Source organism: Streptococcus oralis subsp. dentisani, from assembly GCF_007475365.1.
GTDB classification, from domain to species: domain Bacteria; phylum Bacillota; class Bacilli; order Lactobacillales; family Streptococcaceae; genus Streptococcus; species Streptococcus mitis_AX.
Genome location: NZ_CP034442.1, coordinates 831,383 through 857,718 on the forward strand (window position 1 = coordinate 831,383; position 26,336 = coordinate 857,718).

Here is a 26,336-nt window from a genome sequence, read left to right on the forward strand (position 1 = left end):
ATTATATCAAATATAAGTCCGTTTGTAACTAGCGAAGAATTCTTTTGTCCGTTCTTCTTTCGGATGATTGATGATTTCATCCGGTGTACCTGACTCGATGATTTTCCCCTTATCTAGGAACAAAATCTTATCTGCCACTTGGGCTACAAAAGACATATCGTGACTAACCAAGATCATGGTCTGACCAGACTTAGCGGCATCTGCAATAGACTTTTCTACTTCTCCGACCAATTCTGGGTCCAGTGCCGACGTTGGTTCATCCAAGAGCAAGACATCTGGTTTCATAGCAAGCGCACGCGCGAGGGCAACCCGTTGCTTTTGTCCACCTGATAAATGGCGAGGGTAATGCTGCTCACGGTCAGAAAGACCAACCTTGGCCAACTCTTCCTTGGCGATTTTTGTTGCTTCCTCGTCCGATAATTTCTTAACAACAACCAAGCCTTCCTTGACATTGTCAAGGGCTGTTCGCCGTTCAAACAAATTGAACTGTTGAAAAACCATGGATAGCTTGCGACGAAGGGTCAAAATCTCTTCTTGGCTAATCTGAGAAAAATCAACTTTGAAATTGTCAATCTGAATCGTTCCACTATCTGGAGTTTCAAGGTAGTTCAAACTACGAAGAAAAGTTGATTTTCCAGCTCCAGATGAACCAATCAAGGCAACCACTTCTCCCTTTTGGATATCCAAGTCTAGATGATCCAAGACAGTCTGACCTGAAAAGGATTTGCTTAAATTCGAAATCTTAATCATTAACGAAGGTCTCCTTTCACATCTGTTTGCACTGTATCGGGTGCAGAAATAGCCATTTTTCTCTCGATGAAACGACCGAGGCTTTCAATTCCGATATTGACTACCCAATAAACAAGGGCTACGGAGATAAAGCGTTCAAAATAGCGGTAATCCGCTCCACCCAAAATCTGAGCCTGAGCAAAAACTTCGACAACACCCGCACTAAAGGCTAGAGAAGTTCCCTTGGTCAAACCGATGAGGGAATTGATCAAGGTTGGAGTAGCTACCACCGCTGCATTAGGAATAATCACACGACGATAAACTTGCGCTCGTGTCATACCCAAACTACGCGCCGCCTCAATTTCACCTGGATTAACAGAAAGGATGGCTGCACGAATCGTTTCACTTGCATAAGCCGCCTCATTAAAAGCAAAGGCCACAATCGCAAAAAGTGCCGCTGGAATCGCATTGATATTGAAACCAGTGCCCCATTGCTGGTTGATAGCTTTCAGTGCCAGAGGTATTCCGTAGTAGGTCAACATAAGTTGAACTAGGATTGGGGTACCTTTTAAGAAGCTGACGAAAAAGGCCTGCAAGGGATATAAGATCTTAACACGATTGATCTTAACAATGGCAAAAATCAAGGCAAGTATCAGACCAAAGAGTGCACCTCCAAGCGTCAACATCAAGGTTGTAGGCAGTTGCTGGACAATCCTTGGAATTCCATCAAAGACCGAACGCAAACTAAAGAGCTTACCATCCGGAATGAGTTGCATCAAACTTTGGTACCAATCTGATGCTAAAAATGTTGTAACAGTCATAAAAACATCCTCTCCTGATAATGATTCATTCTACCATACTTCTGCTCGCAAGCAAATTATTTGCTACGGGCTGATCAGACTTTGTCTATCTTCTAGTTTATCACACTTTAAAACAGGGAGGCTATATATTTTACCTATCAAGGAGATAGATAAAAACTATCTCAAACCTAAGTCCTCATAGGATTTTCTATAGCCGATTTGTTTAACAGCACCATTTTCCACCAGAATTGGACGTTTCAATAACATGCCATCACTGGCTAGAAGCTTGGCCGCTTCTTGTTTTGACAAACTTCCCACCTTATCTTTTAGGCCCAGTTCGCGGTATTTAATCCCGCTAGTATTGAAAAATTGTTTCACTTCAAAACCGGAAGTTTCCAACCAGTTCAAAATCACGTCTTCACTTGGGGTTTCTTCTACGATGTGGACAGCTTTGTAGTCCACACCAAGTTTATCCAATTCATTTTTTGCTTTCTTACAAGTTGAACATTTTGGGTATTCGATAAATTCTAACATCTTCTTTTCTTTCTATTCTTTATTTTCTTGAAATGCTGCACCTTCATGTTGCAAGAGCCAGGCTTTCTTTTCGACTCCAGATGCATAGCCTGTCAAGCGATTTCCTGACCCCAGCACACGATGACAGGGTACGAGGATGGACCAAGGATTGCGCCCTACTGCTCCGCCAATCGCTTGGGCAGAAGCTACTTGCAGGTCCTGCGCTATTTGTCCGTAAGTCACTGTTTGACCATAAGGAATGCTCTGCAAGTAGGTCCAGACCCGCTTTTCAAAATCCGTTCCAATAGGAGCCAAAGGTAAGTCTGATAGATCCTGAACCCTGCCTTCGAAATAGGTATCTAAATAGGAAATAACTTGCTCTAATACAGGATGATTAACAACTTCTTCTATTGTTTTATCTCCTAATCCCCTCTCAAAATGCTTCTGGTCCTGTACCCAAATGCCATACAGATATTGCTCGTCAGCAACTAAGGATAAGGTCCCAATTGGCGACGGGTAGAGCATTTTTTCGTACTTTTTCTGCTTCATTTTTTTAATTTCTGATAGGCCAAGCGTTCCCCATCAACTGGAACCATACCGACCTGTTGGAAACCTAGCTTTTCAAAGATATGCTGCATGGCCTTGTTTTGTACATGCGTATCTGAACGAAAATCTAGATAATCAAAACCTTCAATCAAGCCTTCTAGGAAAGTCTGAGCAACTCCTTGTCCTTGGACATCTGTTGCCACAGCGATACGGTGAAAGACCAGATATTCTGATTCTTCCCCATGCCAACTTCCTTCATAAATCGCTTCATAGGCTTCCTCTGGGCTCTTGGTCACAGCAGCATAGGATAGCAGTTCTCCCTCTTCCAAGGCCACATAAGCTTGGCCTGAGATAATATCATCAATAATGATGTCGGCATTTGGATAGCCATTTTGCCACTGGCCACTACCAGACTTGGCTAAACACTTTTTGGCATCCTCCATCACCTGCATAATCGCACCTACTTCGTTTGGAAAAGCTAAACGAATCTCCATCTCTTCCCCTCATCTCTAACTATTTTCTCTCATCATAGCATAATTTAAAGCTTTCTACAAGCAGTTGAAACTTGACTTTTGTTTTCTATTATTTTATAATCTAGTTATCAAAACTAGATAAAAAGGAGTTGGAAATGAATTCTAACTTTTCCTACCCAAAATGGGAAGACATTCCAAACATTGACCTCTATCTGGATCAGGTTTTGCTTTATGTCAATCAAGTCTGCGCCCCTGTCTCTCCAGATAAAGAAAAGGGGCTAACAGCATCCATGGTCAATAATTATGTCAAACATGGTTACCTGACAAAGCCAGACAAGAAAAGATACCAACGCAAACAAATTGCCCGTTTAATTGCCATCACCACTCTCAAGTCTGTCTTTTCGATCCAAGAAATCGCTCAGACCCTCAATACTCTGCAAACTCAAGCGAGTTCAGACCAGCTCTACGATGCTTTTGTGGACTGTATGAACCATGGGATTGATCCAGAAAATCCTATTATCCAAACCAGCTGTCAAACGGTTAAACTCTATCATCAAACTCTAGACTTAATCCTTATCAAAGAAGAGGAGGAAATCCAATGAATACCAGTCTAAAACTCAGTAAAAAACTCAGTTTTGGAGAGGAGATTGCTAATAGCGTAACCCATGCTGTGGGTGCCGTTATCATGCTCATCCTACTCCCTATTTCATCCACCTATAGTTATGAAGCACACGGATTTTTATCATCTTTTGGTGTTTCTATCTTTGTTATCAGTCTCTTTCTCATGTTCCTCTCGTCAACCATTTACCACTCTATGGCCTATGGTTCGACCCACAAATACGTCTTGCGAATCATCGACCATTCTATGATTTATGTGGCTATCGCAGGCTCTTATACGCCAGTCGTTCTAACCTTAATGAATAACTGGTTTGGCTATCTCATTATTGCCATTCAGTGGGGAACGACCATCTTTGGTATCCTCTATAAAATCTTTGCTAAAAAGGTCAATGAGAAATTCAGCCTTGCCCTTTACCTGATTATGGGCTGGTTGGTTCTGGCTATCATTCCTGCCATTATAAGTCAAACAACACCAATTTTCTGGAGTCTCATGGTAACTGGTGGACTCTGTTATACAGTTGGAGCTGGATTTTACGCTAAGAAAAAACCTTATTTCCACATGATTTGGCATCTCTTTATACTAGCTGCGTCTGCACTTCAATATATCGCGATTGTTTATTACATGTAAAAAAGTTGAGAATCTTTTCTCAACTTTTTTCTTTACACATATTGATAAAGTACTGGTGCAAGCGAGCATCATCTGTCAATTCTGGATGAAAAGAAGTTACAAGCATATTCTCTTCTTGCGCAGCAACGATTTGATCATCAACTGTTGCTAGAATTTCTACACCCTCTCCAAGACTGCTGATAATCGGTCCACGGATAAAAGTCATGGAAATCTGACCGACTCCCTTACATTCTGCCTCTGCATAAAAACTTCCTAGTTGGCGCCCATAGGCATTGCGCTCAACCACTATATCCATGGTTCCAAGATGACTTTCTTCCTGAGAAGTGATTTCCTTAGCCAGCAAAATCAAGCCCGCACAGGTCCCAAAAACGGGTAATCCAGATAGAATGGCTTCTCGGATGGGAAGCAGCATGTTCTGGTCACGCAAGAGCTTGCCCATGGTTGTAGACTCACCTCCAGGTAATATCAAACCCACCAAGTCACTCTGATGTTGTTGAAAATCATCTAAATTTCTGATTTCGACACTAACAACACCTAACTTTTCTAGCACTTTTGCATGTTCTGCAAAGGCACCCTGCAAGGCTAATATTCCGATTTTCATCTATTTTCCTCGCTCTGCCATGAGAATTTGAATTTCACTCTCATTGATACCAACCATGGCTTCCCCAAGATCTTCTGAAATTTGTGCTAGGATTTGTGGGTTTCGGTAATTGGTTACTGCTTTGACAATGGCACTTGCTCGTTTAACAGGGTCTCCTGATTTGAAAATACCTGAACCGACAAAGACGCCCTCTGCCCCCAATTGCATCATCAGCGCAGCATCTGCAGGTGTTGCCACACCTCCGGCTGCAAAGTTGACAACTGGTAATTTTCCATATTCATGGACATACTGAATCAATTCAACAGGGACTTGGAGTTCTTTTGCTGCGACATAGAGTTCATCTTCGCGTAGATTTTGAATACGGCGAATTTCCTGATTCATCATGCGCATATGACGAACGGCTTGAACGATGTCACCTGTACCGGGTTCTCCTTTTGTCCGAATCATGGAAGCTCCTTCAGCGATACGACGCAAGGCTTCACCCAAATCCTTAGCTCCACAGACAAAAGGAACTTGGAATTCTTTCTTGTCCACATGAAAACGGTCATCAGCTGGAGACAGCACTTCACTCTCATCGATATAGTCAATCTCAATAGCCTCTAAAATCTGAGCTTCAACAAAATGCCCGATTCTGACCTTGGCCATCACTGGAATACTGACCGCTTCTTGGATTTCCTTAATCATCTTTGGATCACTCATACGGGAAACTCCACCAGCTGCACGAATATCAGCTGGAATCCGTTCCAAGGCCATAACAGCTGCCGCACCAGCAGCCTCTGCGATACGAGCCTGTTCAGGGTTCTGAACGTCCATGATAACCCCACCTTTGAGCATCTGTGCCAAGTTTTTATTTAGTTCATAACGATTTTCAGTCATTTCTTAATCCTCATCATTTGTATTGGTAGCTACCATTTTATTTTATGTCAGATTAGAATGAAGTACAAGATAGAAAAACTACAATTGTCTGGGTACAGATTAACTAAAAAACTATCTGACCTTAACTTAAGGCCAGATAGTCCATCAAATTTTATTTTTCAGCTGTAAGTGCAGCCATTGTGATGTAGTTGTATGGTTTGTTAAAGTGTGGCAAGAAGAATAGGTCCGTCAATGCCAATTTATCAATCGTCACATGCTCTTGGATCGCAAGTGAGAACATGTGGATTCCCATACTGATAGCAGCATCATGTGAAACCATTTGTGCACCAAGGATTTCGCGGCTGTCTTTGTCAAAGACAATCTTGATGGCAACTTCGTGGTTGTCATGTTTGATAAACTCTGGTTTTTGAAGATCGTTAAAGCCTGTTTCAGTTGCGTTGTAACCAGCAGCTTTAGCTTTTTCAAGAGTCAAACCAGTCGAAACCATGTGAAGACCGTAGATAGAGATACCGTTTGATCCTTGAACTCCGATTCCTTCCAATTCATGACCACAAGCATTGTAAGCACCCACAATACCAGTACGTACAGCGTTAGATGCAAGAGCGATGTAGCTAGTGTCTTTACGAGCATTGTCATAAACAGTTGCACAGTCACCAACAGCGTAGACACCTGGGATAGATGTTTCTTGTTTCTTGTCTACAAGGAAGGCACCGTTGCGGAAGAGTTCAATCTTACCGTCAGCAAGAGCTGTGTTTGGACGGAAACCAACTGCAAGAACCACCATATCCACATCAAATGTTTCTTTGTCTGTTACCAAGCGTTCCACTTTACCATCACCTTGAATCGCTTTAACTGTTTGACCAAGAGCTAAGCGGATGTTGTGGTCTTCCAAGTTCTTCGCCATCATTTGAGTGAAGTCTTTGTCATAGTAGCCGTTCAAAACAGTGTCTACGATGTCAACAAGCACCACTTCTTTTCCAAGACGCTCAAAGGCTTCGGCAAGTTCTACACCAATGTAACCACCACCAACAACGGCAATGCGCTCAAGGTGTTTGCTCTTGTCTTCAAGTTTTTCAATAACTTCCTCAGCGTTTTGGTACAATTTAACAAATTGTACATTTTCCAGAGTTGCTTTGAATTCGCGGTTGCCCTTAACAATTTCAACACCTTCGATTGGAGGCAAGATTGGAGTTGAACCAGTTGCAAAGATCAATTTATCATAAGACTCTTTGTGCTCTTTTCCTTCAACTTCTGCTGTAACAACCTTGTTATCATAGTCAATTGAAAGTACTGGTGAGTTCATGTACACTTTAGCACCTTTTGCTTCCAATTTTTCTTTATCAGAGTAGAAGAGACCTTCTGGGCCATCAATTTGTTCCCCAATCCAAAGCGCCATTCCACAACCAAGGAATGAAATATTTGAGTTTTGGTCAAATACCACAATTTCATTTTCATGACCAAAGTTGTCCAACATCGTATTAATACAAGCTGTACCAGCGTGGTTAGCACCAACTACAACGATTTTACTCATAGAAAAATTCCTACCTTTAATTTTTGATTTACCTTTCTAGTATACCATTTACTGTTAGCGTTTACAAGGCATTTGCTCAGAATTCTCTTTTTTTCAGAAAAAAATACACTTAACATTGATAAATCCAATTTTTCTATCGCTTTCATATTAGTTTTGAGCATATTTCTTGACTTTTGTTAAAATTTATTTGTGAAAACGCTGACTTTATGGTATGCTAGATACATGGAAAGAAAATGTAAGGGGTTAAATTTTCTATTAATCTAACTTATCTTGAATGATTTCCTACAAGAAGAAAGGAGTTGGTAGCTTGCCTCTTCGTTCTCGTTCTGAACGGCTGATGGGAACAACTATCACGATTTCATTAGTAGATGAGCAGGCAGAAACCCTGCTTCAAGGTGCTTTTAACTTGCTCAAAGAGCTCGAATACCGCTTCAACGCCAACAGTCAAGAATCCGAACTGATGGAAATCAACTACCAGGCTGGAATTGCTCCAGTCAAGGTCCATCCTGATCTATTTGAACTGATTGCTCTTGGACTTGAGCATAGCCTAGCTCCCTCTAGCCATCTCAATATCAGTATCGGTCCCTTGATTCAAACCTGGCGAATCGGATTTGCAGATGCACGGCTTCCAGAGTTAGACGAAATCGAAGCTGTCTTGCCTCTAGTTAACCCGCATTTTATCAAGTTAGATCCGACTAGCTCTACTGTATTTTTAGAGAAAAAGGGAATGAAACTTGATTTAGGTTGCTTAGCTAAAGGCTATAGTGCAGATAAGGTTGCTCAGTATTTAAAAGTACACGGAGTCACCTCTGCTTTGATCAATCTCGGAGGAAATATCCTTACCATCGGGAACAATCAAGAAAAAGAAGGGAAAGACTGGCAAATCGGTATTCAAGATCCGCGAAATCCTCGTGGCAATCATCTCCTAACCATTCCTGCTTCTAACAAATCCGTTGTCACTTCAGGTATCTATGAACGCCACCTGACAGTAGATGGAAAAGACTATCACCATATCTTTGATAGTGAGACAGGCTTTCCTGTCGAAACCGATCTTGCTAGCCTAACGATTGTCTCTGATAAATCCGTTGATGGTGAGATATGGACAACACGCCTTTTCGGAGAACGAAGCGCTTCTATCCTCTGGCAAGTCGAAAGTATAGATGGGATTGAAGCCATCCTCATCGACAAAGAGGGACGCCTTGCTTGTTCTTCAGGCCTTCAAAATTGTATTATGTAAAAAGAGAAAGGAAATCTCATGCTAAAACTTATTGCCATTGTTGGAACGAACTCTAAACGTTCTACAAACCGCCAATTGCTCCAATACATGCAAAAACACTTTGCGGATAAAGCTGAAATTGAACTCGTTGAAATCAAGGACATCCCTGTTTTCAACAAACCAGCAGATAAACTTCTTCCTGCTGAAATTCTTGAAATTGCAGCCAAAATCGAAGCATCTGATGGTGTCATTATCGGTACTCCTGAGTACGACCACTCTATCCCTGCAGTTTTGATGAGCGCTCTTGCTTGGCTATCTTACGGTATCTACCCACTTTTGAACAAACCAATCATGATCACTGGTGCTTCCTATGGTACACTTGGTTCATCTCGTGCCCAATTGCAACTTCGTCAAATCTTGAATGCTCCTGAAATTAAGGCAAATGTTCTACCAGATGAATTCTTGCTCTCACACTCTCTTCAAGCATTTAACCCAAGTGGCGACTTGGTTGACCTTGATGTCATCAAGAAATTGGATGCCATCTTCGATGACTTCCGTATCTTCGTGAAGATTACTGAAAAATTGCGCAATGCACAAGAATTGCTTCGCAAAGATGCTGAAGAATTTGACTGGGAAAATTTGTAAGATAGGAGACCGAAAGAATGAAATTTGTTGGACTTGTTGGATCAAACTACGATCAATCATATAACCGCAAACTCTTGGAATTTATCCGTCGCAATTTTAAATTCAAATTTGAATTAGAAGTTCTTGAAATCGACGAAGTTCCAATGTTTAACCAAGACGAAAAATGGGACGAAAGTTTCCAATTGCGTTTCTTGTATAACAAGATTACACGTGCTGATGGTGTCATTATCGCCACTCCTGAGCACAACCACACTATCTCAGCTTCACTCAAATCTGTACTTGAATGGCTTTCATACGAAGTTCATCCATTTGAAAACAAACCTGTCATGATTGTGGGAGCATCATACTATGACCAAGGAACTTCACGTGCCCAGGTTCACCTTCGTAAGATCCTTGACGCTCCAGGTGTCAATGCCTACACGCTTCCAGGTAACGAATTCCTTCTTGGTAAAGCAAAAGAGGCTTTTGATAACAATGGAAACATCACCAACGAAGGGACTGTTAAATTCCTTGAAACTTGCTTAGATAACTTTGTAAAATACGTAGGAGTCGTTTCGAAATTGAAAAAACCAAAACCAATCGAACCAGAAGACTTGGATTGCGGAAAACCAATTGCTACAACCATTACAGAAGTTGATCCTGACGATCCAGAATGGGTAGAAAAAGTTGCTGCAATCACTGGCGCTGTTGCTGGTGATACCTATGTCAAATTGGACCACGGTATCCTCACAGTTAACCAAATCGATATGTTCTTGAAAGCTATGCCATTTGAATTGACATACGCTGACGATAACAACCAATTCCTCTACTACAACAACGCTCACCAAGATCCAGACACCATGTTTGCCAAACGTGTACCACCTCAATCAGGTAACCGTATGTCTACTGTTCACAATTCTCTTCCACCAGCACGTATGAAGAATGTAGAGTGGGTCATCGGAACACTTCGCAATGGAAACCAAGAATACGTCCGTACGATCGTTCCAGGTTCTCCTGCTGGTGTCATCAACACTCATAACTACCAAGCCATGTACTATCCTGATGGATCATACGCTGGAATCAATGAAATTGTCTTTAACTTCCAACCATGGCTTGACTGGTACCTAAAAGAGACTGGTCAACGTTTGGTAGGTGGTAGCGGACCATTTGCTCCTGCTGCCGGAGGTCATGGAGACGCAGATGCTACTTCTGGCGCTTCTGACTCAGGGGACGCTGGAGGCCATGGTGGTGACGCCGACGCCACTTCTGGTGCAAGCAACTAAGAAACCAAAAAGGAGCCAAATGGCTCCTTTTTTATTACAACAGAAAAGGGGCTTGTAAATCATCTACACCCCCCTTTCATTTTATGAGTTAGGATCATCTAAACTACGGCCGTGTAAACCTTTTTCACGTTGTACTTGACGTAGTTTTTCTGGTGTGACGTCATTTCCTTCCTCGTCCACAATTTTAATTCCTTCAATGTGGTGACGAACAGAACGACGATAGCCTTCGATGTACTCCTCACGAAGTTTAGCTTGTTCCACTTTTTCAGCAGAAGTTAAGCCTTCTGTTTTTTTCTTTTTAGCAAGCTCGTTGATACGATCAATTTTTTTAGGATCCATGTTTCTCTCCTTTATGATAAGATTTAATCCGTTTAACAGATTTTACTTGGTATTAATTTGGTTGAAACATGCAAGTTTCGCTGCTTTCTTGGTTAATTGCGACAAGATGGCCAATCGATTTTGACGAATATCTTGATCATCGGTCATTACCATAGTATTCTCAAAGAAAGCATCAATAACTGGGCTAAGCGCAAAGAGTTGTTCTAATTGCTGACTTGCAGTTCCTGACAAAACGAGTGATTCTACTGCTTCTGCCAAGGCTTTCTCTTCTTCATTCTCAAAGAGAGCAGGATCAACAGTATCAGTTCCTCCGGCTTTTTCAGCCAAGTTGAAAGCACGTGAGAGGGATTCGACAGACGATTTGAAATCTTCTTTCTTGCTTGCTTCTACGAGAGCACTTGCTGCTTCTAGCATATCCGCCACAACAAAGTTTGAACTTGCGAGAACTGCTTCCTTGATATCTTTTGGAGTAGAACCCATCATCTTATCAACACGAGCCTTGATAAAGTCCATGACTTCCGCTTTATTTTCATAAGTCAAGCTGTCAAATTTCAAAGCATAAAGGCTATCGATCAGCTCATCCATAGCAATGTGCCAACCAAAAGCATCCAAGATACGAACCACACCTTGCGTCGCACGACGAAGGGCATAAGGGTCGTTAGAACCTGATGGAATCAAACCTACTGAGAAGAAACTCAAAATCGTATCCAATTTGTCTGCAATGGCTAGAATGGCTCCAATCTTGCTCTCTGGGAGAGCTCCGTCCGCTGATGTAGGCATGTAGTGTTCACGAATGGCAGCCGCAACTGCTGGAGTTTCCCCAGCAAGAAGGGCATATTTCTCACCCATAATTCCTTGGAGTTCATCAAACTCACCAACCATACCTGTCAACAAGTCAAACTTGTAAATAGCTGCTGCACGCGCTAGGTCAACTGTTTCATCCACTGACAAACCAGCTTTTTCTGCCAAGAGAATGGCAATCTGCCCCGTACGAATCATGTGTTCACGAAGGGAACCAATCTTTTCGTGGAAGGTCACGTTGTTTAATTTTTCAACAAGATCTGAAATGACCAATTTTTGGTCTTCACGCCAGAAGAATTCACCGTCTTCCAAACGAGCAACTAAGACTTTTTCATTACCCTTGATAACATTTTCCAAATGCTCTGCGTTTCCGTTACGGACTGAAATGAAGTTTGGCAAGAGCTTACCATCTTGATCTCGGACAACGAAGTAGCGCTGGTGCTCTTTCATCGAAGTTACCAAAACTTCTTCTGGAACGTCAAGGTATTTAGCATCAAAACTTCCCATAAAGGCAGTTGGGTATTCAACCAAGTTCAAGACTTCATTAAGCAATTCCGCATCAATTTCGATACGTACGCCATGTTTTGCCTCGATTTCTTTGATTTGGTCAACAATCATTTGCTCACGTTCACGAGGATCCGCGATTACAAACTGCTTACGAAGATCTTCTTCGTAGCTCAATGCTGACTGAATCTTGGTTTCTTGTCCCAAGAAACGATGACCACGGCTCACACGACCTCCCTTGATATCAAGGAAATCCAAGTCAAATTCTTCTTCATCTAAAAGAACAGTTAAAGTGTGAACAGGGCGGATGTATTCAAAGGTGTTGTTAGCCCAGTGCATGCTGACAGGGAAAGTTAGTGACTTCAAGACGTCTACTACACCTGGAACTATGGTTTCAACTGCTTGACCCACTTCTTCCTTGGTAACATAGACATATTCTTCACCCTTGATTTCACGGAATTCAATATCTTCAACTGTCAAGCCTTTCCCACGGACAAATCCTTGAGCTGCTTTGGTGAAGTTTCCATCACTATCCAAGGCAATCTTCTTTGCTGGCCCCTTGAAATCTTCTGTCAAATCAGATTGCTTGTCTGCAAGCCCAGTCACACGAACAGCCAAACGACGTGGTGTTGAGAAGGTTTGAATGGCTTCAAAAGACAGGCGATTTTCTTTGAGAAATGCTGCCATTTTTTCGCCTAGTTGTTTTTCACTTGGAGTTACTACGTAGGCTGGTAACTCTTCAAGACCGAGTTCTACTAATAAGTTTTTTGTCATGTTTTTTCCTTTACATTTTCTTCAATCTTTTTTGATATGCACCTTAGGTACTGGGGACGTCGCTAACTAACTTTTGTGAGTCTGTAAGGAAATCTTATACCAAATAAACTAAGATTTCCAACAGTCTCATCAAAGTGGATTTAGCTGACTGATTTTTGAACCCAAGGTTTCAAAAATCCCCACATAACAGTACGGCGTTGTATATCCCTCTAGCAAGTCTTCGACTTGCCTTTAACGATTTTAGATCACAGTATTACTTACTATTCTGCGTCTTCTGCTAAGAGTTTAGCTCGTGTTGCTTCATCCAAAAGTGGGTAGCCTAGGCGTTTGCGTTCTGCGACAAAGGTTTTGGCTACGATACGGGCCAAGTTACGGATACGAGCGATATAGCCAGCTCGCTCCGTTACGGAAACAGCACCACGCGCATCAAGTAAATTAAAGGTATGTGAACATTTGAGAACATAGTCATAGGCAGGGTGAACCAAGCCTTCTTTTAATGCACGACCAGCTTCTTTTTCAAACTTATCAAAGTTTTCAAGCAACATTTCTTGGTCCGAAATTTCAAATGAATATTTTGAATGCTCGTACTCAGGTTGTATAAAGATTTCTCCGTATTTTACACCATCAGCCCACTCAATATCATAGACAGAGTCCACTTCTTGAATGTAAGAAGCCAAACGCTCCAAACCATAAGTAACTTCCGCAGTCACAGGGCCAGTTGCCAATCCACCGACTTGTTGGAAGTAAGTGAACTGAGTGATTTCCATCCCATCAAGCCAAACTTCCCAACCAAGACCAGCTGAACCAGTAGATGGATTTTCCCAGTTATCCTCAACGAAACGAATATCGTGCTCCAAAGGATTGATTCCCAATTTTTCTAAAGACTCAAGGTAAAGTTCTTGGATATTTGATGGAGAAGGCTTCATGACCACTTGGAATTGGTGGTGTTGGTAGAGACGGTTAGGATTTTCCCCATAACGACCGTCAGCAGGACGACGTGATGGCTCTACATAAGCCGCATTCCATGGCTCAGGTCCGATAGCACGAAGGAAAGTGTAAGGGCTCATTGTCCCCGCACCTTTTTCATTATCATAAGCCTGCATGAGCATACAACCTTGGTCATTCCAAAATTGTTGCAAAGTCAAAATAATTTCTTGAAATGTTAATTTCTTAGACATTGTTTACTCCTTTAGTTTTTATATTTCTTTTTCAATTAATTTCTGCTGAACAAACCAATTTAACAAGGGAAGAGTTTTATCTGTATTTGCCCATAGATGATAAGAATCGAAGACCGCTTGTACACTACCTAGATTTTCTACCAACTTATCTACTGTCAAAAAACTACGCCAGTATTCGTAAAAAATACTTGCATAGTTCTTATCATAAGTTGAGGAACCAAAATCATTCAATGAATGCCAACCATACTTCTTCTGATAAAGTTCTACGAGAGATTGATTACAAATTTTTTCCGCTTGAAATTCCTTTTCTGTCAAGAAATACTTGCGACTAATATATTCAACCATCCCCTCTTCGAACCAGATGTAAGAGTCGTAACCATCAAAATCATCTGAAAAATACTCCGACCAATGAGCTAACTCATGTCCTACAATCTGTAAGAGGAAATTTTCAGATAAAGAATGATAGTGACTTTCTATTGCTTGAGTTTGCTGAGAACGCTCGTAGTCCATCAACTGATACAAATACAGCTCTTTCCAAACAGTTAAATCAGGCGTCATAACCATTCGTCTATTATTTGTATAGGCAGGAACAGGTATTTCCCTAATAATCTGAGTAGCAGCATTAAAACCTGACCAAATGATGGCTTGTGGTAAATCATAGACTGCAAGTTCATTCTTTAAAAAAGATTGATAAGCCTCCAACTTTTCAGTATTTCTTAATACAAAATCACGAAATGCAACTAGTTGGCTATCATCTTTTACAAGATAAAGGTTATCCACAGCTCTCCTTTCTTTCACACACATAGACTGAATAAACAAAAGAACCGCATCCGACAATCCTAGGTTGATTTAACCTAGGGGCGTCAGAAACGCGGTTCCACCCTAATTTATTACTTCATTGTTTTTAAAAATACGACAGAAAGCGCCAGTTTCTTACCTTGTTCTACTTAGCTCCCACTACCCCAAGCTCGCTTGAAGAACGCCATAAGACTTTCTTTCCTGTTGAATATTATATCAGAAAGGTAGAAAATTTACAATTCTTTTTCTTACTTTCTAAAAATCCATCTCATCCACACGAGGTGCACCAGAAGTCACTGAAATCGTCTTTAAGATCTCTCGCTCTTCTCTGCTGAGTACAATCCCAAAACAGTCAAGATTGCTCTGGATGCGAGAAGCCGTCACTGACTTAGGTAGAGGTAAAAAGCCTTCTGCCAAACTCCAAGCCAAGGCGAGTTGGGCAACCGATTTCCCGTGCTTAGCAGCAATTTCTTGGACTCCTTTCTTATCAAACAACTCTCCTTGCCCAAAAGGTCCCCAAGCCTCTAGGAGAATTCCTTTCTCTTTACAGTATGCAACTACTTCCTCTTGATAAACACCTGGCGCTAAGCGCACCTGATTAACCGCTGGAATGACTCTTGCTGTCTCAAGCAAGGCGTCCAAATGATGGGGAAGGAAATTACTAACGCCGATAGCACGGATTTTGCCTTCTTGGTAAAGATCCTCCATCGCTCTCCAGACTTCAGCATTGCGAGTTTTCCATTCGTCATTTTCTCTTAAAGGTTTTGGATTTGGCCAATGGATAAGGTACAAATCTAGATAATCCAATCCCAGTTTTTCCATTGATTCCTCAAAAGCTTGGCGAGCTTCATCAGAGCTGTGATTGGTATTCCAAAGTTTGGTCGTTACAAAGATTTTTTGTCGTGGAATACCGCTATCTCGAATAGCACGGCCAACGCTCTCCTCATTTTTATAGATAGCTGCAGTATCGATATGACGATATCCAGCCTTTAAAGCTTCTAAAACGGCTTGGTAGGCTACCTCTCCATTTTCAGCTTTCCATGTCCCAAAGCCTAAAACTGGGATTGAAACTCCATTATTAAGGGTATAAGATTTCATCGTTTTTTCCTTTCTATGTGAAGAAAATCTAAAGAAACAAAGTCCTGATTATCAGAATACTTGCTCCTTTAGATTTTACCAATTATTGATCACGGTCATAATACATTTCGTGAGCTTTTAGACGTGAATTGAGCAATTCCGGAATAGTCACAAATGTATAACCTTGCTCTTTCAGATATTCTATAATCTTTGGAAGAGCATTAACTGTAGCGCCGTGAATATCATGCATAAGAACAATCGATCCATTACGAACTTGATGCTGAATCTCTGTTAAAATAGCAGATTCATTCTTGCTCTTCCAGTCCAAACTATCTACATTCCACATGATAAAGCTCAAGTCAAGACTGTTACGGATATCATCGGTAATAGCGCCATAAGGCGGACGCATGAGTTTAGAACTCGAACCTAAAACCTTGGTCAAGGCATCTTCCGTATCCGTGATTTGTTTTTTAGCATCTTCAAGAGACAATTTGGAAAGAACGGGATGATCCCAGCTATGGTTTCCCACAACATGTCCTTCTGATTTCATTCGTTTCAGAAGATCTTCATTACCCGCGATATTTTTACCAAGTACAAAAAAGGTTGCCTTTACACCATACTTAGCCAAGGTATCCAAAGCCTGGGTAGTTGTAGATGGATTTGGACCATCGTCAAAGGTCAAGGCTACAACTTTTTTATTTTTCTGAGCAAAGTAAACCTGGTAAAGCTCAGCATCCTTTTCTAATAGATAAGAGGACTCCAATACATCAAAGAAACTGGATATTGGTAAAGCAATTTCCTCCAGAGTCTCCCCTGAGTTCGCTGGATAAAGGATGAGTTGACTATCTTTATAATCAAAGCTCCAAGACGTCAATTCTTGGTCTGTGAAGTTTTTTAGAACCTGATCAATTTTTGTCTGGTCAAGTTTCTTATCTTCTAGGGTTGCTTTGATTTGACTCAGCAAGAGTTCCTTAGCCTTGGTCGCATCTTTGAAAAGTTGACTAAGAGTAAAAGTTTTACCGTCTTCTGTCAAGAAAATTTTTCCTAAAGAAGTCTTTTCTTTTTCTTCAACCTTTGCTGCAGACAAATCGTAAACTTGCTTACTAATATTACGAGCCACAACTCCCTTTAGGACGGGATCCAACTGCTCCGTATAATAAAAAACCAAATCCTCTTTATCTTCTAGCTTTTCTTTGATATCCTGGTTGATCTTTTCTCTAACAGATGCAATGACTTCCTCTCCTTGAAGAGGGTAGTAGGCAATCACTTCAGCTTGATCTTTTCGGAAATGGTCTTTCTGACTGCCTGCTTTGAATTGTTGATCTTTTTCACTTTTTAGCGCTTCAATTTTTTGTTCATAGGATTGCTTCTGTAGAATCTTGTAACCAATGGCACCACCTAGGCAGATCATAGCAAGACCTAAGATTCCAACAAGGGAAAGCAATCTACTTCTCTTTTTATCGTGGGAAACACGTTTCTCTCTATTTTTCTTCATACCTCCATCATATCAAATCAGAACTATAATTTCAATGATAAATCGATATTCTTCTATTTTTGAAAGAAATAATAAAAAGCCTAGATGATCTAAGCTTTTCAGGTATTAGAAGCGAATCGCTTCACGTGTTTTTTCATAAGAAGAAACAAAGCGATTTGTGACTCCTGGTTCTGCAACTTCCAAGGCCTGAGAAATCTTCTCAAATGATGCCTTGTAGTCAAATTCTTTTTCAAAAATTTCAAGTGCTTCATTGAAAGCTTGCTGGATACGCTCATCAAATGAACGGTAACGGTTTGAATACTGCAAGAGTTGCTCTGTCAAGGTCGCATATTGAACAATATTGTAGGTTTCTGTTTCAAGAGCCTCCATGTCATGGGTCGCAATTTCAAGAATTCGTTTAACTGATTCAATATTAACTTGTGCTTGTTCTAACTCTGCCATCAGATCTTCTGTGTTATGGCTTGCAGTAAAGAAAAGTTTCAAGAAACTTTGAGGAATACCCGGTAAGTTTCTCTTTTCCATGTAGCGTTTGATAGTATGCAAGCGATTCACATAGACATTTGCTTTTTGACGAGCATTGATGTCATCTTTTTCGATTTGAGCTAGGCGTTCACTAACAGAAACTTGTTCGTCTTCAATGTCTTTTAGATTACTTTGAAGTGAACTAAGCTGCTCCTCTAAAACAGAGTAGGCTTGAGTAGGTTCTGTCTGATCTTCAGTTGCCTCTGTGATCGCTGTATCAAGCCCTGACAATTCAGCTTGAAGACGGCGGACATGGTTCCCATCACTTTCTGGGAGAAGATAAGTTTTATTCAAGCGTTCAAGGTCTTGAACCAAAACCTGATTATTTTCTTTCAAGTGATTGAGGTAGGTTGGAAGCGTTGAAAGGAGACTTTCAACGACCTTTTGGGCAGCTATTTCACGCGTGAAGATATCGTAGAGCGCATTAATCTCTTCTTGGATTTGTGTATTTTCATACTCTGCATTATCCAATTCCAACTGACGGATATTTTCTTGATTATTTTTCAAGGATTCATGTAAAAGTTGGAAGCGTGACTCGATGTCCGTTTCAGTGAAGTGATAATTAGCATCCAAGAGTTTACGGTAGCCTTCCTCCAAATCTTCCAATTGTTCTGGAAGTTCTGTTGACAAAGTCTTCACGAGAGATGGAACACGATCAACGATATGTGTCAAAGCGAGAATATGATTTTCAGTTGAATCAAGAATTGCTGCTGCTTCAACTGGGTCACCTGAAGAGTTCAAGGTTACAAATTGAGAAAACTCTGACTGGATATTTTCCAATTGTTTCTCAATTTCAGGAAGGGCTTTACCATACTGTTCCGAATTTTCTGCTACGGTATGTTGCAGATTTTCAAATAAGTCCAAAGCATGCAGAACACGTCCGCTATTCTTAGACTCTTGTTTTTCAAGCTCTGAAAGCGCATTGCGAATCGCAGCAATGTCTTCTTCAATTAAATCAATTTGACTTTCGATTTGATCGATTTGGTGAGTCGCTTTGAAAAAGCGAAAAGAATTGTTGTAGCCTTCAGCCTCAAACAGGTTATTTTCAATATCAGCAAATGAGTTAAGGGATAAATCAACCCATTTTTGATTCCATTCACGGAAGGTTACCTGACTTTGACCAATCAAATGCATGTTTTTAACCGCTTCAACCTCATCATTTACAGGAAGGTTGTAGAGTTCTTCTTTTCTTTCTTCGAGGGCCGTCAATCTACTTACATTACGCTTACGTAGGAAGATTGCCGCTACATAAGCCAGAATCAAAATGACTGCAATCGCAACCATTAGATAAATTAGTTGTCCATTAGACATATCAAACTCCTTTTATACTAGAAACAATCGTATTGATTATATCATATTTTTTAGGTCATGGGAACTATTTCCCACATTTTTTAGACGTCAAGGGTACTGTAAACGGCATTTTCTTCGATAAATTCACGGCGAGGTTCAACTCGGTCCCCCATCAACATATCAAAGATTTTATCTGCTTCGGCAGCATCATCTACCGAAACACGCGCCATCAAGCGATGTTCTGGATCCATGGTTGTTTCCCACAATTGGTGGTCATCCATTTCTCCCAAACCTTTATAACGTTGGATGGTTGGTTTTGAACGCCCTTCACTATGACGTGCTAAGGCTTCTTGGAGTTTAATTTCTTGATCTGCACCAGGTTGAATGTATTCTTTGATCTCACTTCCAACTTTTACTCCGTAGATTGGCGGTTGAGCAATGTAGACATATCCAGCTTCTAGAATTGGTTTCATGTAGCGGTAAATCAAGGTTAGCAAGAGGGTCCGAATGTGGGCTCCATCGACATCGGCATCAGTCATCAAAACGAGTTTTTGGTAACGAGCCTTAGTGACATCAAATTCTGCACCAAATCCTGTCCCCATGGCTGTGAAGAGACTCCGAATTTCTTCGTTAGCAAGGATTTTATCCATGCTAGCTTTTTCAACGTTCAAGATCTTACCACGAATTGGAAGGATAGCTTGGAATTCACGGTTACGACCAGATTTAGCTGACCCACCAGCTGAGTCTCCCTCAACGATAAAGAGTTCTGTTTCCGCAGGGTTATTTGAAGAACAATCCGCTAGTTTTCCTGGGAGATTAGAAATTTCCAAGCCAGATTTCTTGCGCGTGACTTCGCGCGCACGCTTGGCAGCCACACGAGCCTTGGCAGCCAAAATCCCTTTTTCCACGATGCGCTTGGCAATCTGTGGATTTTCCATGAGAAAATCAGAGAAGGCATCGCTGAAGAGGCGATTGGTGATCTTAACCACTTCGCTATTTCCCAGTTTGGTCTTGGTTTGTCCTTCAAACTGCGGATTTGGATGTTTGACCGAGATAACTGCAGTCAAACCTTCACGGACATCTTCCCCTGTTAGGTTATCTTCATTGTCTTTTAATAGCTTATTTTTGCGGGCATAATCATTGATAACACGCGTCAGTGCTGTACGGAAACCTTGCTCATGCGTTCCACCTTCATGGGTGTGAATATTATTGGCGAAACTCATGACATTTTCGTGGTAACCGGTTGTGTACTGCATGGCTACTTCAACTGTGATATCATCCATCTCACCGTCTGTGTAGATTGGTGTATCAAAGATAACATCCTTGTTCTCGTTGATATATTCAACGTAGCTAGCAATCCCACCCTCATAGTGATAATGTTTGGTCTGTTCAAGTCCTTCACGCTTATCTGTGATGGAGATTCGAAGTCCTCGGTTCAAAAAGGCTAGTTCTTGAATACGTTTGTTTAATTTTTCAAAATCAAAGGTCGTTGTTTCTGTAAAAATCTCTGGATCCGGTGTGAAGTGAACTGTTGTTCCAGTTTTATCCGTATCTCCAACGATCTCAAGGTCAGCAACAACATGACCACGACGGTACTCTTGGTAATGAATCTTACCGTTTTTATGGACATGAACATCTAGTTGAGTTGAGAGGGCATTTACTACGGAAGAACCTACTCCATGGAGACCACCTGAAACCTTGTATCCACCACCGCCGAATTTTCCTCCAGCGTGAAGAACTGTAAAGACGGTCTCAACAGCGGGACGTCCTGTCTTTTCCTGAATATCAACAGGAATTCCACGCCCATCATCCACTACGGTGATGGAGTTATCTGGCTCTATAAAGACTTGGATGTGACTGGCAAATCCAGCTAGGGCTTCGTCAATTGAGTTATCAACGATTTCCCATACTAGATGGTGAAGACCTTCTTTTGAAGTCGATCCAATATACATACCTGGACGCATACGAACAGCTTCAAGTCCCTCCAAAACTTGAATTTGACTGGCATCATAATCTTGTGCCTGTTGATTTTTGATTTCTTCTGTCATTTTTTCCCTTTTCTTACATGTCTATTGCTTGTCTCAATGTCGCAACGTTATTAAAAAGATAGGCATCTAAGCCAGCAGCTTTACCTGCTTCTACATCAATATTTCTGTCACCAATGACCAAACCAGATGTAATATGATATTTATCACGTAAATAAATCATGGACTCAGGATCTGGTTTCCGTTTAAAGCCAGAACTGGCAGTCACCACCTCGGTGAAGTAGTTGGCTATCTGGGTCTTAGCAAGAAGTTCTAGTACTTGGTCATTTCGATGAGAAACCAAGAAATGGCGGCCACCCTTGTCCGAAATGTCTTTGAGTAATTCTGGAACTCCCTCAAACAAAACTGGATGTTCTAGCTCACGCGCTTCATTTTCTTTATAGTTCTCTAAAAAATCCTTGATATCTGGTGCAAACTTCTCGATGGCAAAAGCTGTCGAAACTTTCAAGGCTTCGTAAACACGGTCGTGTTCTTGCTCTATTCCATATTGGGCTAAGGTTTCTACAAAGGCTGCTGTAGAAGTCTCATAATTATCCAATAGGGTACCACCTAAATCCCATATATAATCGTGATATTTCATACCCTTCATTATACCATTTTTTTATGAAAAAAGCGATGATTTCCTAGATTTTTCCAAGTAAAAAACGAGAGCCGAACTCTCGTCTTACTGTTGATTTCCAAAGACATCTCGATAGAGCATGCCGTCTCGTAAACTTTCAGCATCTCCTCCCAATTGCTCTACCAATTCATAGGCAAAGGCAAGTGCGGTTGACGGTCCTCGGCTAGTTGTTAGATTACCATCTACAACCACTGTTTGCTTTTGATAAATTCCATCAGTAATTTGCTCCTGAACTCCGTCATAACAAGTAAAGTGCTTGTCTTTCAGGACACCTGCTTGATGGAGGGCGATTGGGGCTGCACAGATAGCTGCAATTTTCTTTCCAGCTTGGTCAAAGGCTTTAATCTCAGAAATGAGGGCTGGATTATCCCGTAGGTGAGCTGATCCTGGCATGCCACCTGGAAGAACTACCAAGTCATAGTCAGACAAATCACCATCAAAGATACGGTCGGCTTTTACCTGAATGCCATGTGATCCTGTCACGTGCTCTTCAAATCCTACCATATCACATGAAATGTTTGCTCGACGCAAGACATCAACTACTGTCAAGGCTTCAATTTCTTCAAAACCCTGGGCTAAGATAACTGCTACTGTTGCCATAGTGGCCTCCTTATTTGATTTGTTTTAGGACGACTTTCTTTCGTTTGAATGGAACTTTTCCACTTTTCTCCTCCGCTAGATTGGTCTGATAACTCATAGATAAGAGAAGACCGACTCCGATAAGGTTACTAATAATTGCGGACCCCCCTTGAGAAATGAAAGGCAGAGGAATCCCTGTCAAAGGAAGTAAGCCTGTCACGGCACCGATATTTTCAAAGATATGGAAGAGCAACATCATGATAAAACCAGTCGAGATATAGGTGTAGAACTGATTGTTTGACTTAAGTGTAATCTTCAACATCCGATAGATAAGAAGTAAGTACAGGGCAACCAAAAAGACTGAACCAATAAAGCCAAAATCTTCAGCAATCACCGTAAAAATCATATCACTCTCGCGTACTGGAATGAGGAGATTGGACACATTGAAACCTTGTCCAAACAAGCCACCACTTCCAATCGCAATTTGTCCCTGCGCCTGTTGGTAAGTCGTTGTTTGCGCGAAGTCAAAGGGATTGAGCCAAGCCAAAATGCGGTTGATCTGGTAAGTTGGCATCCCAATCTGATGCAAGAAGGCACGTCCATCCTTGCTTATAAAGATGGCCATGAAGCCTGCAACAGCAGTCACTCCTGTCGCAAAAACAGGAATGATAATCTTCCACGAAACACCTGAAAGGAGAACCATACCGGAAAAAATAGCTACAAAGACCAAGGCAGTCCCCAAGTCACTTTGTAGGGCTAAGAGGATCAAGACTGGGATGGTAAAAGCAATCATCCAACCAATCAATAGGAAATCCAAGGGAATAGTCCGTCGCCATTCCTTGTGTTTTTGAGTGAATTGTACGATGACTCGAGCCAACATCAAGATATAGGAAATCTTCATGAACTCCGAAGGCTGAAAAAGTGTCGTTCCGCCAATTGATACCCAGTTCTTGGCACCCGTTGACGCTACAAGATTTGGATTGTAGAAAACAAGTGGGAGGACCATCAAAGCTAGCCCTAAGCCATAAAGATAAGGAGTCACCTTCCATAAAAACTCGGTATTAAAGAACATGACCACAAAACCAATGACAAGCCCCAAGGAAATCCAAGCGATTTGCTGACCTAGAATTGGTAATACATTATTTGGATAGTCATGACTAACTGCTATATAAATGGCCACTACTCCAATCACCAGTAAACAAAACACTGGTAGGAGGAGGCTATAATCGACTCGAGAGTCGAAGGAACGTTTCATATTTTTTACCTTTTCTCTTTCTTAGATTTTTCTTTCATTCTATTGCGACGGGATTGGAGAAAATCAGCTACAGCAGGCTCTAGCTGGCCTCTAGAAAGAACCTGAACAGCCCTTTCTTTTGACAAGGCCTGGGCGATTTGTTTGCCGTAACGCTTGCTGACGACACGACTGTCTAAGATTAGAGCAACCGAACCTTGGTCAGATCGTCTGACAGTACGGCCCAAGGCTTGTTTTAGCCGAATGATTGCCATCGGCAACTGATAATCATAGAAAGGATTTTTCCCTTCTTGACGCAGTTCTTGGTTTAATTTTTTGGTTAAAGGTTCTTGGGGATTTTGGAAAGGCAATCTCGGAATCACTTGAATCACACAAGGATGGGTTGAAAAATCAACCCCTTCCCAGAAACTACCTGTTCCAAGCAAGATCTGGCGTTCACCTTTTTCAAAACGTTTTTTCAGTTGACTTGGTTCCCCATTTTTATACTGAGCCAGATGAGGTTGGTCTAGCAAGTCTGAAACTGCCAGCAACATTTCTTTTGAGGTAAACAAAACCAATAAGGGTTCTTGAAAGGCCTGTAACCTTCGGATAACAGAAGCCACTTCACTAGCATAGTCAACAGGCGAAACTTCTGTCACAAGAGGAAAATCATCGACTAGAAAGACTTCTTGTTGCTCCTGTTTTGTTACATCAAGCATTACAAGCGGAGCATCTGGAAATCCCAATAGATCTGCTAGGGAAACCCGATTGCTGATTTCAAGAGTGGCCGATACTCCTAGAAGCCTACAATCTTCTGGCAATAAGTCTGCTAGTATAAAGCGGCCTTTTTTGCTTGAACAAATCAGGACATCCTTGCTCGATTTCTCAGTTGCAGCAAGCCAAAATTCACGGTCCGAGGCGAAAAAGTTTGCAATCTCTCTATACTCTGGGAGAGCTAGCTCCGAAAAATGCTGGCGCAACTGTTCAAGAGAATCCAACCACTTTCCATTCTTAAGGCCTGACTGACAGTGCTCTATCAAGTATCGACATTCAAAGCTAATACTCTCAAGCAAGCGTTTCTGAACCAAATCTTCCTCTGTCTCCAAGGACTTATCAAGTTGGGTTACAAGATCCTCAAGGCGATAAGCCTGCTGGGCTAGATTTTCAAGAGCTAGCAGCATTTTTTGAGCTTCATCCAAAATCACCAAACGGTTGTCGACAAACTCTGGATTGTCTTCCAAACGAGTGACCAAATAGGCATGATTGGTCAGAAGAACACGACTGGTCTTGGCCTTGTCCTGTCCTCGTTTCCAAAAATCCTCTGTAGCAAATAAACTTTTCTTTGAAAGTTTGCCATCGTGGACTAGTTCTGGCAGAAAATGCTGGTAGCGATAAAGCTGCCCGATTTCGTCCAAGTCACCTGTCTCTGTCTCTGTTAGCCAGATGAGCAGTTGCATTTTAAAGCGTGTGAAGAGGCGATTGGACTCAGATCGATAGAGAATTTGATGAAAGGCATCCAGTTTCAAGTAATTTTGAGGACCCTTGAGACTATGAATCTCCAGATGGAAGACCTCTTTTAAACGCTGACCTTCTTCTTGCATGATTTGATTTTGAAGAATTTTGGTTGGAACACTCACTAGGATACCTGCTTGACTCTCCAAGTTCAAAGCTGGGAGGAGATAACCATAAGTCTTGCCCAGTCCCGTTTGAGCTTGGATAAAGGAAGTCTGGTATTCTTCCAATAATTGCTCAATCTTCTCCGCAAATTCCAACTGTTGCGGTCGCTCCTCCAGCCCCAATAAAGAAATATTTTTAGCAAAATCTTTGGATAACTTTCGTGGGACTAAGCCTTTGCTTTCCTTTTTGAGGAAAAGCCCATGAAGCTCCATCAAGTCTGGTGAAGATAAGAGAGATTGTTGCTGATAGACCTCCTCAATCACCAGATAACTTTCATAGAGAAGGTTGTCTGCAAGGTCTAACAAGCTTTCTAAAAGCCCTTTAGGTAGCTCAAAAAGTTTTTGACGCATGTAAAGCAAGAGTTCAGCTGTTGCTTGAGCATCTGACAGGGCAGTGTGGGCCTGTTCTAGTTCAATGCCCAACTCTTGACAAAGGATACCTAAGTTATACTTTTCAAACTGAGGATACAGAACTTGGGCAAGCTCAACTGTATCCACTCGCGGTGTGCGCAATTCATATCCTTCAAAAAAGAGAAATTCTGCAAGAAGGTTAGCATCAAACTGTACATTGTGCGCAACAAAAATACCGTCCTTAACCAATTCAAAAATTTTTCTGGCCACCTGAGAAAATTCTGGTGCCGCAGCCAAACGCTGATCGGTCAGACCCGTTAATTCTTTGATATGAGAATCCAAGGGTTCGTGGGGATTGACATCGGTCGCATACTGATCGATAATGTCACCATCCTCAATCACCACAATACCTACTTGAATAATTTTTGCCTTGCTTCCGGTGCTGGTCGCCTCTAAATCAACGACCACATACCGATCATTTCTCGCATTCATCATTAAAAATTATATCAAAAAAAGCATGATTTGACACCCCTCAACTTTGATAACAATCTCGCTTTATTTGTAATTTTGAGTAAAAATCAAGACCTTAAAAGTGAGAATTTCACGCAAGTTCAGCAGT

Annotated in this window: 25 protein-coding genes; 5 read left to right on the forward strand and 20 right to left on the reverse strand. The window is 41.4% G+C overall.

What is annotated here, in order from left to right:
* Window positions 1-6: 6 nt before the first annotated feature.
* From EJF26_RS04275 to EJF26_RS04295, 5 genes are all read right to left on the reverse strand, one after another.
* A complete protein-coding gene (locus EJF26_RS04275) occupies window positions 7-750 on the reverse strand; it encodes an amino acid ABC transporter ATP-binding protein (RefSeq protein ID WP_000590977.1) in 744 nt (247 codons plus the stop codon).
* Entirely contained in the window at window positions 750-1,550 is an 801-nt protein-coding gene (locus EJF26_RS04280) for an amino acid ABC transporter permease (protein ID WP_000219158.1), read from the reverse strand. The genes EJF26_RS04275 and EJF26_RS04280 overlap by 1 nt, the downstream gene beginning before the upstream one ends.
* A gap of 156 nt (window positions 1,551-1,706) precedes the next feature.
* On the reverse strand, window positions 1,707-2,063 hold the full coding sequence (locus tag EJF26_RS04285; RefSeq protein ID WP_000889066.1) for an arsenate reductase family protein: 357 nt from the start codon (window positions 2,061-2,063) through the stop codon (window positions 1,707-1,709).
* 12 nt (window positions 2,064-2,075) lie between these two features.
* Window positions 2,076-2,591 (reverse strand): methylated-DNA--[protein]-cysteine S-methyltransferase, encoded by a 516-nt coding sequence (locus EJF26_RS04290; RefSeq protein ID WP_000810632.1) that lies wholly within the window; start codon window positions 2,589-2,591, stop codon window positions 2,076-2,078.
* Window positions 2,588-3,082 carry a GNAT family N-acetyltransferase gene (locus EJF26_RS04295; RefSeq protein ID WP_000405860.1) on the reverse strand — a complete coding sequence of 165 codons (495 nt, stop codon included), beginning with the start codon at window positions 3,080-3,082 and terminating at the stop codon, window positions 2,588-2,590. The genes EJF26_RS04290 and EJF26_RS04295 overlap by 4 nt, the downstream gene beginning before the upstream one ends.
* Before the next feature lie 134 nt (window positions 3,083-3,216).
* Here EJF26_RS04295 and EJF26_RS04300 point away from each other — a divergent pair, with 134 nt between their 5' ends.
* Window positions 3,217-3,663 (forward strand): DUF1836 domain-containing protein, encoded by a 447-nt coding sequence (locus tag EJF26_RS04300; protein WP_001087583.1) that lies wholly within the window; start codon window positions 3,217-3,219, stop codon window positions 3,661-3,663.
* Window positions 3,660-4,307 carry a PAQR family membrane homeostasis protein TrhA gene (trhA, locus tag EJF26_RS04305; RefSeq protein ID WP_001097972.1) on the forward strand — a complete coding sequence of 216 codons (648 nt, stop codon included), beginning with the start codon at window positions 3,660-3,662 and terminating at the stop codon, window positions 4,305-4,307. Before EJF26_RS04300 ends, trhA begins: the two co-directional genes overlap by 4 nt.
* Window positions 4,308-4,326: 19 nt before the next feature.
* Here trhA and pdxT read toward each other — a convergent pair whose 3' ends face one another.
* From pdxT to nox, 3 genes are all read right to left on the reverse strand, one after another.
* Window positions 4,327-4,908 (reverse strand): pyridoxal 5'-phosphate synthase glutaminase subunit PdxT, encoded by a 582-nt coding sequence (gene pdxT / locus EJF26_RS04310; protein WP_000689958.1) that lies wholly within the window; start codon window positions 4,906-4,908, stop codon window positions 4,327-4,329.
* Window positions 4,909-5,784 carry a pyridoxal 5'-phosphate synthase lyase subunit PdxS gene (gene pdxS, locus EJF26_RS04315; RefSeq protein WP_000138525.1) on the reverse strand — a complete coding sequence of 292 codons (876 nt, stop codon included), beginning with the start codon at window positions 5,782-5,784 and terminating at the stop codon, window positions 4,909-4,911.
* Between the two features lie 151 nt (window positions 5,785-5,935).
* Entirely contained in the window at window positions 5,936-7,315 is a 1,380-nt protein-coding gene (gene nox, locus EJF26_RS04320) for a H2O-forming NADH oxidase (protein ID WP_000036761.1), read from the reverse strand.
* 307 nt (window positions 7,316-7,622) lie between these two features.
* On the opposite strand from nox, the gene EJF26_RS04325 reads away from it, so the two are divergent.
* From EJF26_RS04325 to EJF26_RS04335, 3 genes are read left to right on the forward strand one after another with little or no spacing between them, the layout of a single operon-like run.
* Window positions 7,623-8,552 (forward strand): FAD:protein FMN transferase, encoded by a 930-nt coding sequence (locus EJF26_RS04325; protein WP_025169010.1) that lies wholly within the window; start codon window positions 7,623-7,625, stop codon window positions 8,550-8,552.
* An 18-nt stretch (window positions 8,553-8,570) separates the two neighbouring features.
* Window positions 8,571-9,176: an NADPH-dependent FMN reductase gene (locus tag EJF26_RS04330; RefSeq protein ID WP_000915929.1), complete on the forward strand. Its 606-nt coding sequence runs from the start codon at window positions 8,571-8,573 to the stop codon at window positions 9,174-9,176.
* A gap of 17 nt (window positions 9,177-9,193) precedes the next feature.
* Window positions 9,194-10,438, forward strand: a complete 1,245-nt coding sequence (locus EJF26_RS04335) for an NAD(P)H-dependent oxidoreductase (protein ID WP_000673671.1) — start codon at window positions 9,194-9,196, stop codon at window positions 10,436-10,438.
* Between the two features lie 81 nt (window positions 10,439-10,519).
* Here the strand turns inward: EJF26_RS04335 and EJF26_RS04340 are convergent, their stop codons facing one another.
* The 12 genes from EJF26_RS04340 to EJF26_RS04395 form a co-directional block, all read right to left on the reverse strand.
* A complete protein-coding gene (locus EJF26_RS04340; protein ID WP_000371301.1) occupies window positions 10,520-10,777 on the reverse strand; it encodes a DUF896 family protein in 258 nt (85 codons plus the stop codon).
* 42 nt (window positions 10,778-10,819) lie between these two features.
* On the reverse strand, window positions 10,820-12,856 hold the full coding sequence (gene glyS / locus EJF26_RS04345) for a glycine--tRNA ligase subunit beta (protein ID WP_000164747.1): 2,037 nt from the start codon (window positions 12,854-12,856) through the stop codon (window positions 10,820-10,822).
* 260 nt (window positions 12,857-13,116) lie between these two features.
* Window positions 13,117-14,034 (reverse strand): glycine--tRNA ligase subunit alpha, encoded by a 918-nt coding sequence (glyQ, locus tag EJF26_RS04350; protein ID WP_000038739.1) that lies wholly within the window; start codon window positions 14,032-14,034, stop codon window positions 13,117-13,119.
* 18 nt (window positions 14,035-14,052) lie between these two features.
* Entirely contained in the window at window positions 14,053-14,814 is a 762-nt protein-coding gene (locus tag EJF26_RS04355) for a hypothetical protein (RefSeq protein WP_000369585.1), read from the reverse strand.
* 273 nt (window positions 14,815-15,087) lie between these two features.
* Window positions 15,088-15,930 (reverse strand): aldo/keto reductase, encoded by an 843-nt coding sequence (locus EJF26_RS04360; RefSeq protein ID WP_000844572.1) that lies wholly within the window; start codon window positions 15,928-15,930, stop codon window positions 15,088-15,090.
* A gap of 82 nt (window positions 15,931-16,012) precedes the next feature.
* Window positions 16,013-17,404 carry a peptidoglycan-N-acetylglucosamine deacetylase PgdA gene (pgdA, locus tag EJF26_RS04365; protein ID WP_000742165.1) on the reverse strand — a complete coding sequence of 464 codons (1,392 nt, stop codon included), beginning with the start codon at window positions 17,402-17,404 and terminating at the stop codon, window positions 16,013-16,015.
* A gap of 105 nt (window positions 17,405-17,509) precedes the next feature.
* Window positions 17,510-19,237 (reverse strand): septation ring formation regulator EzrA, encoded by a 1,728-nt coding sequence (gene ezrA, locus EJF26_RS04370; RefSeq protein WP_000064795.1) that lies wholly within the window; start codon window positions 19,235-19,237, stop codon window positions 17,510-17,512.
* 80 nt (window positions 19,238-19,317) lie between these two features.
* Window positions 19,318-21,264, reverse strand: a complete 1,947-nt coding sequence (gyrB, locus tag EJF26_RS04375; RefSeq protein ID WP_000134068.1) for a DNA topoisomerase (ATP-hydrolyzing) subunit B — start codon at window positions 21,262-21,264, stop codon at window positions 19,318-19,320.
* Between the two features lie 13 nt (window positions 21,265-21,277).
* Window positions 21,278-21,841, reverse strand: coding sequence for an HAD-IA family hydrolase (locus EJF26_RS04380; RefSeq protein WP_025169009.1), 564 nt, complete (start codon window positions 21,839-21,841; stop codon window positions 21,278-21,280).
* Between the two features lie 84 nt (window positions 21,842-21,925).
* The gene (locus EJF26_RS04385; RefSeq protein ID WP_000246647.1) at window positions 21,926-22,480 is read right to left on the reverse strand and encodes a DJ-1 family glyoxalase III; all 555 of its coding nucleotides are present in this window, start codon (window positions 22,478-22,480) and stop codon (window positions 21,926-21,928) included.
* Window positions 22,481-22,490: 10 nt separating this feature from the next.
* Complete coding sequence (locus EJF26_RS04390) at window positions 22,491-23,714, reverse strand: FtsW/RodA/SpoVE family cell cycle protein (RefSeq protein ID WP_000830421.1); 1,224 nt, start codon at window positions 23,712-23,714, stop codon at window positions 22,491-22,493.
* A gap of 5 nt (window positions 23,715-23,719) precedes the next feature.
* Window positions 23,720-26,209 carry a bifunctional DnaQ family exonuclease/ATP-dependent helicase gene (locus tag EJF26_RS04395; RefSeq protein ID WP_025169008.1) on the reverse strand — a complete coding sequence of 830 codons (2,490 nt, stop codon included), beginning with the start codon at window positions 26,207-26,209 and terminating at the stop codon, window positions 23,720-23,722.
* Window positions 26,210-26,336 lie beyond the last annotated feature (127 nt).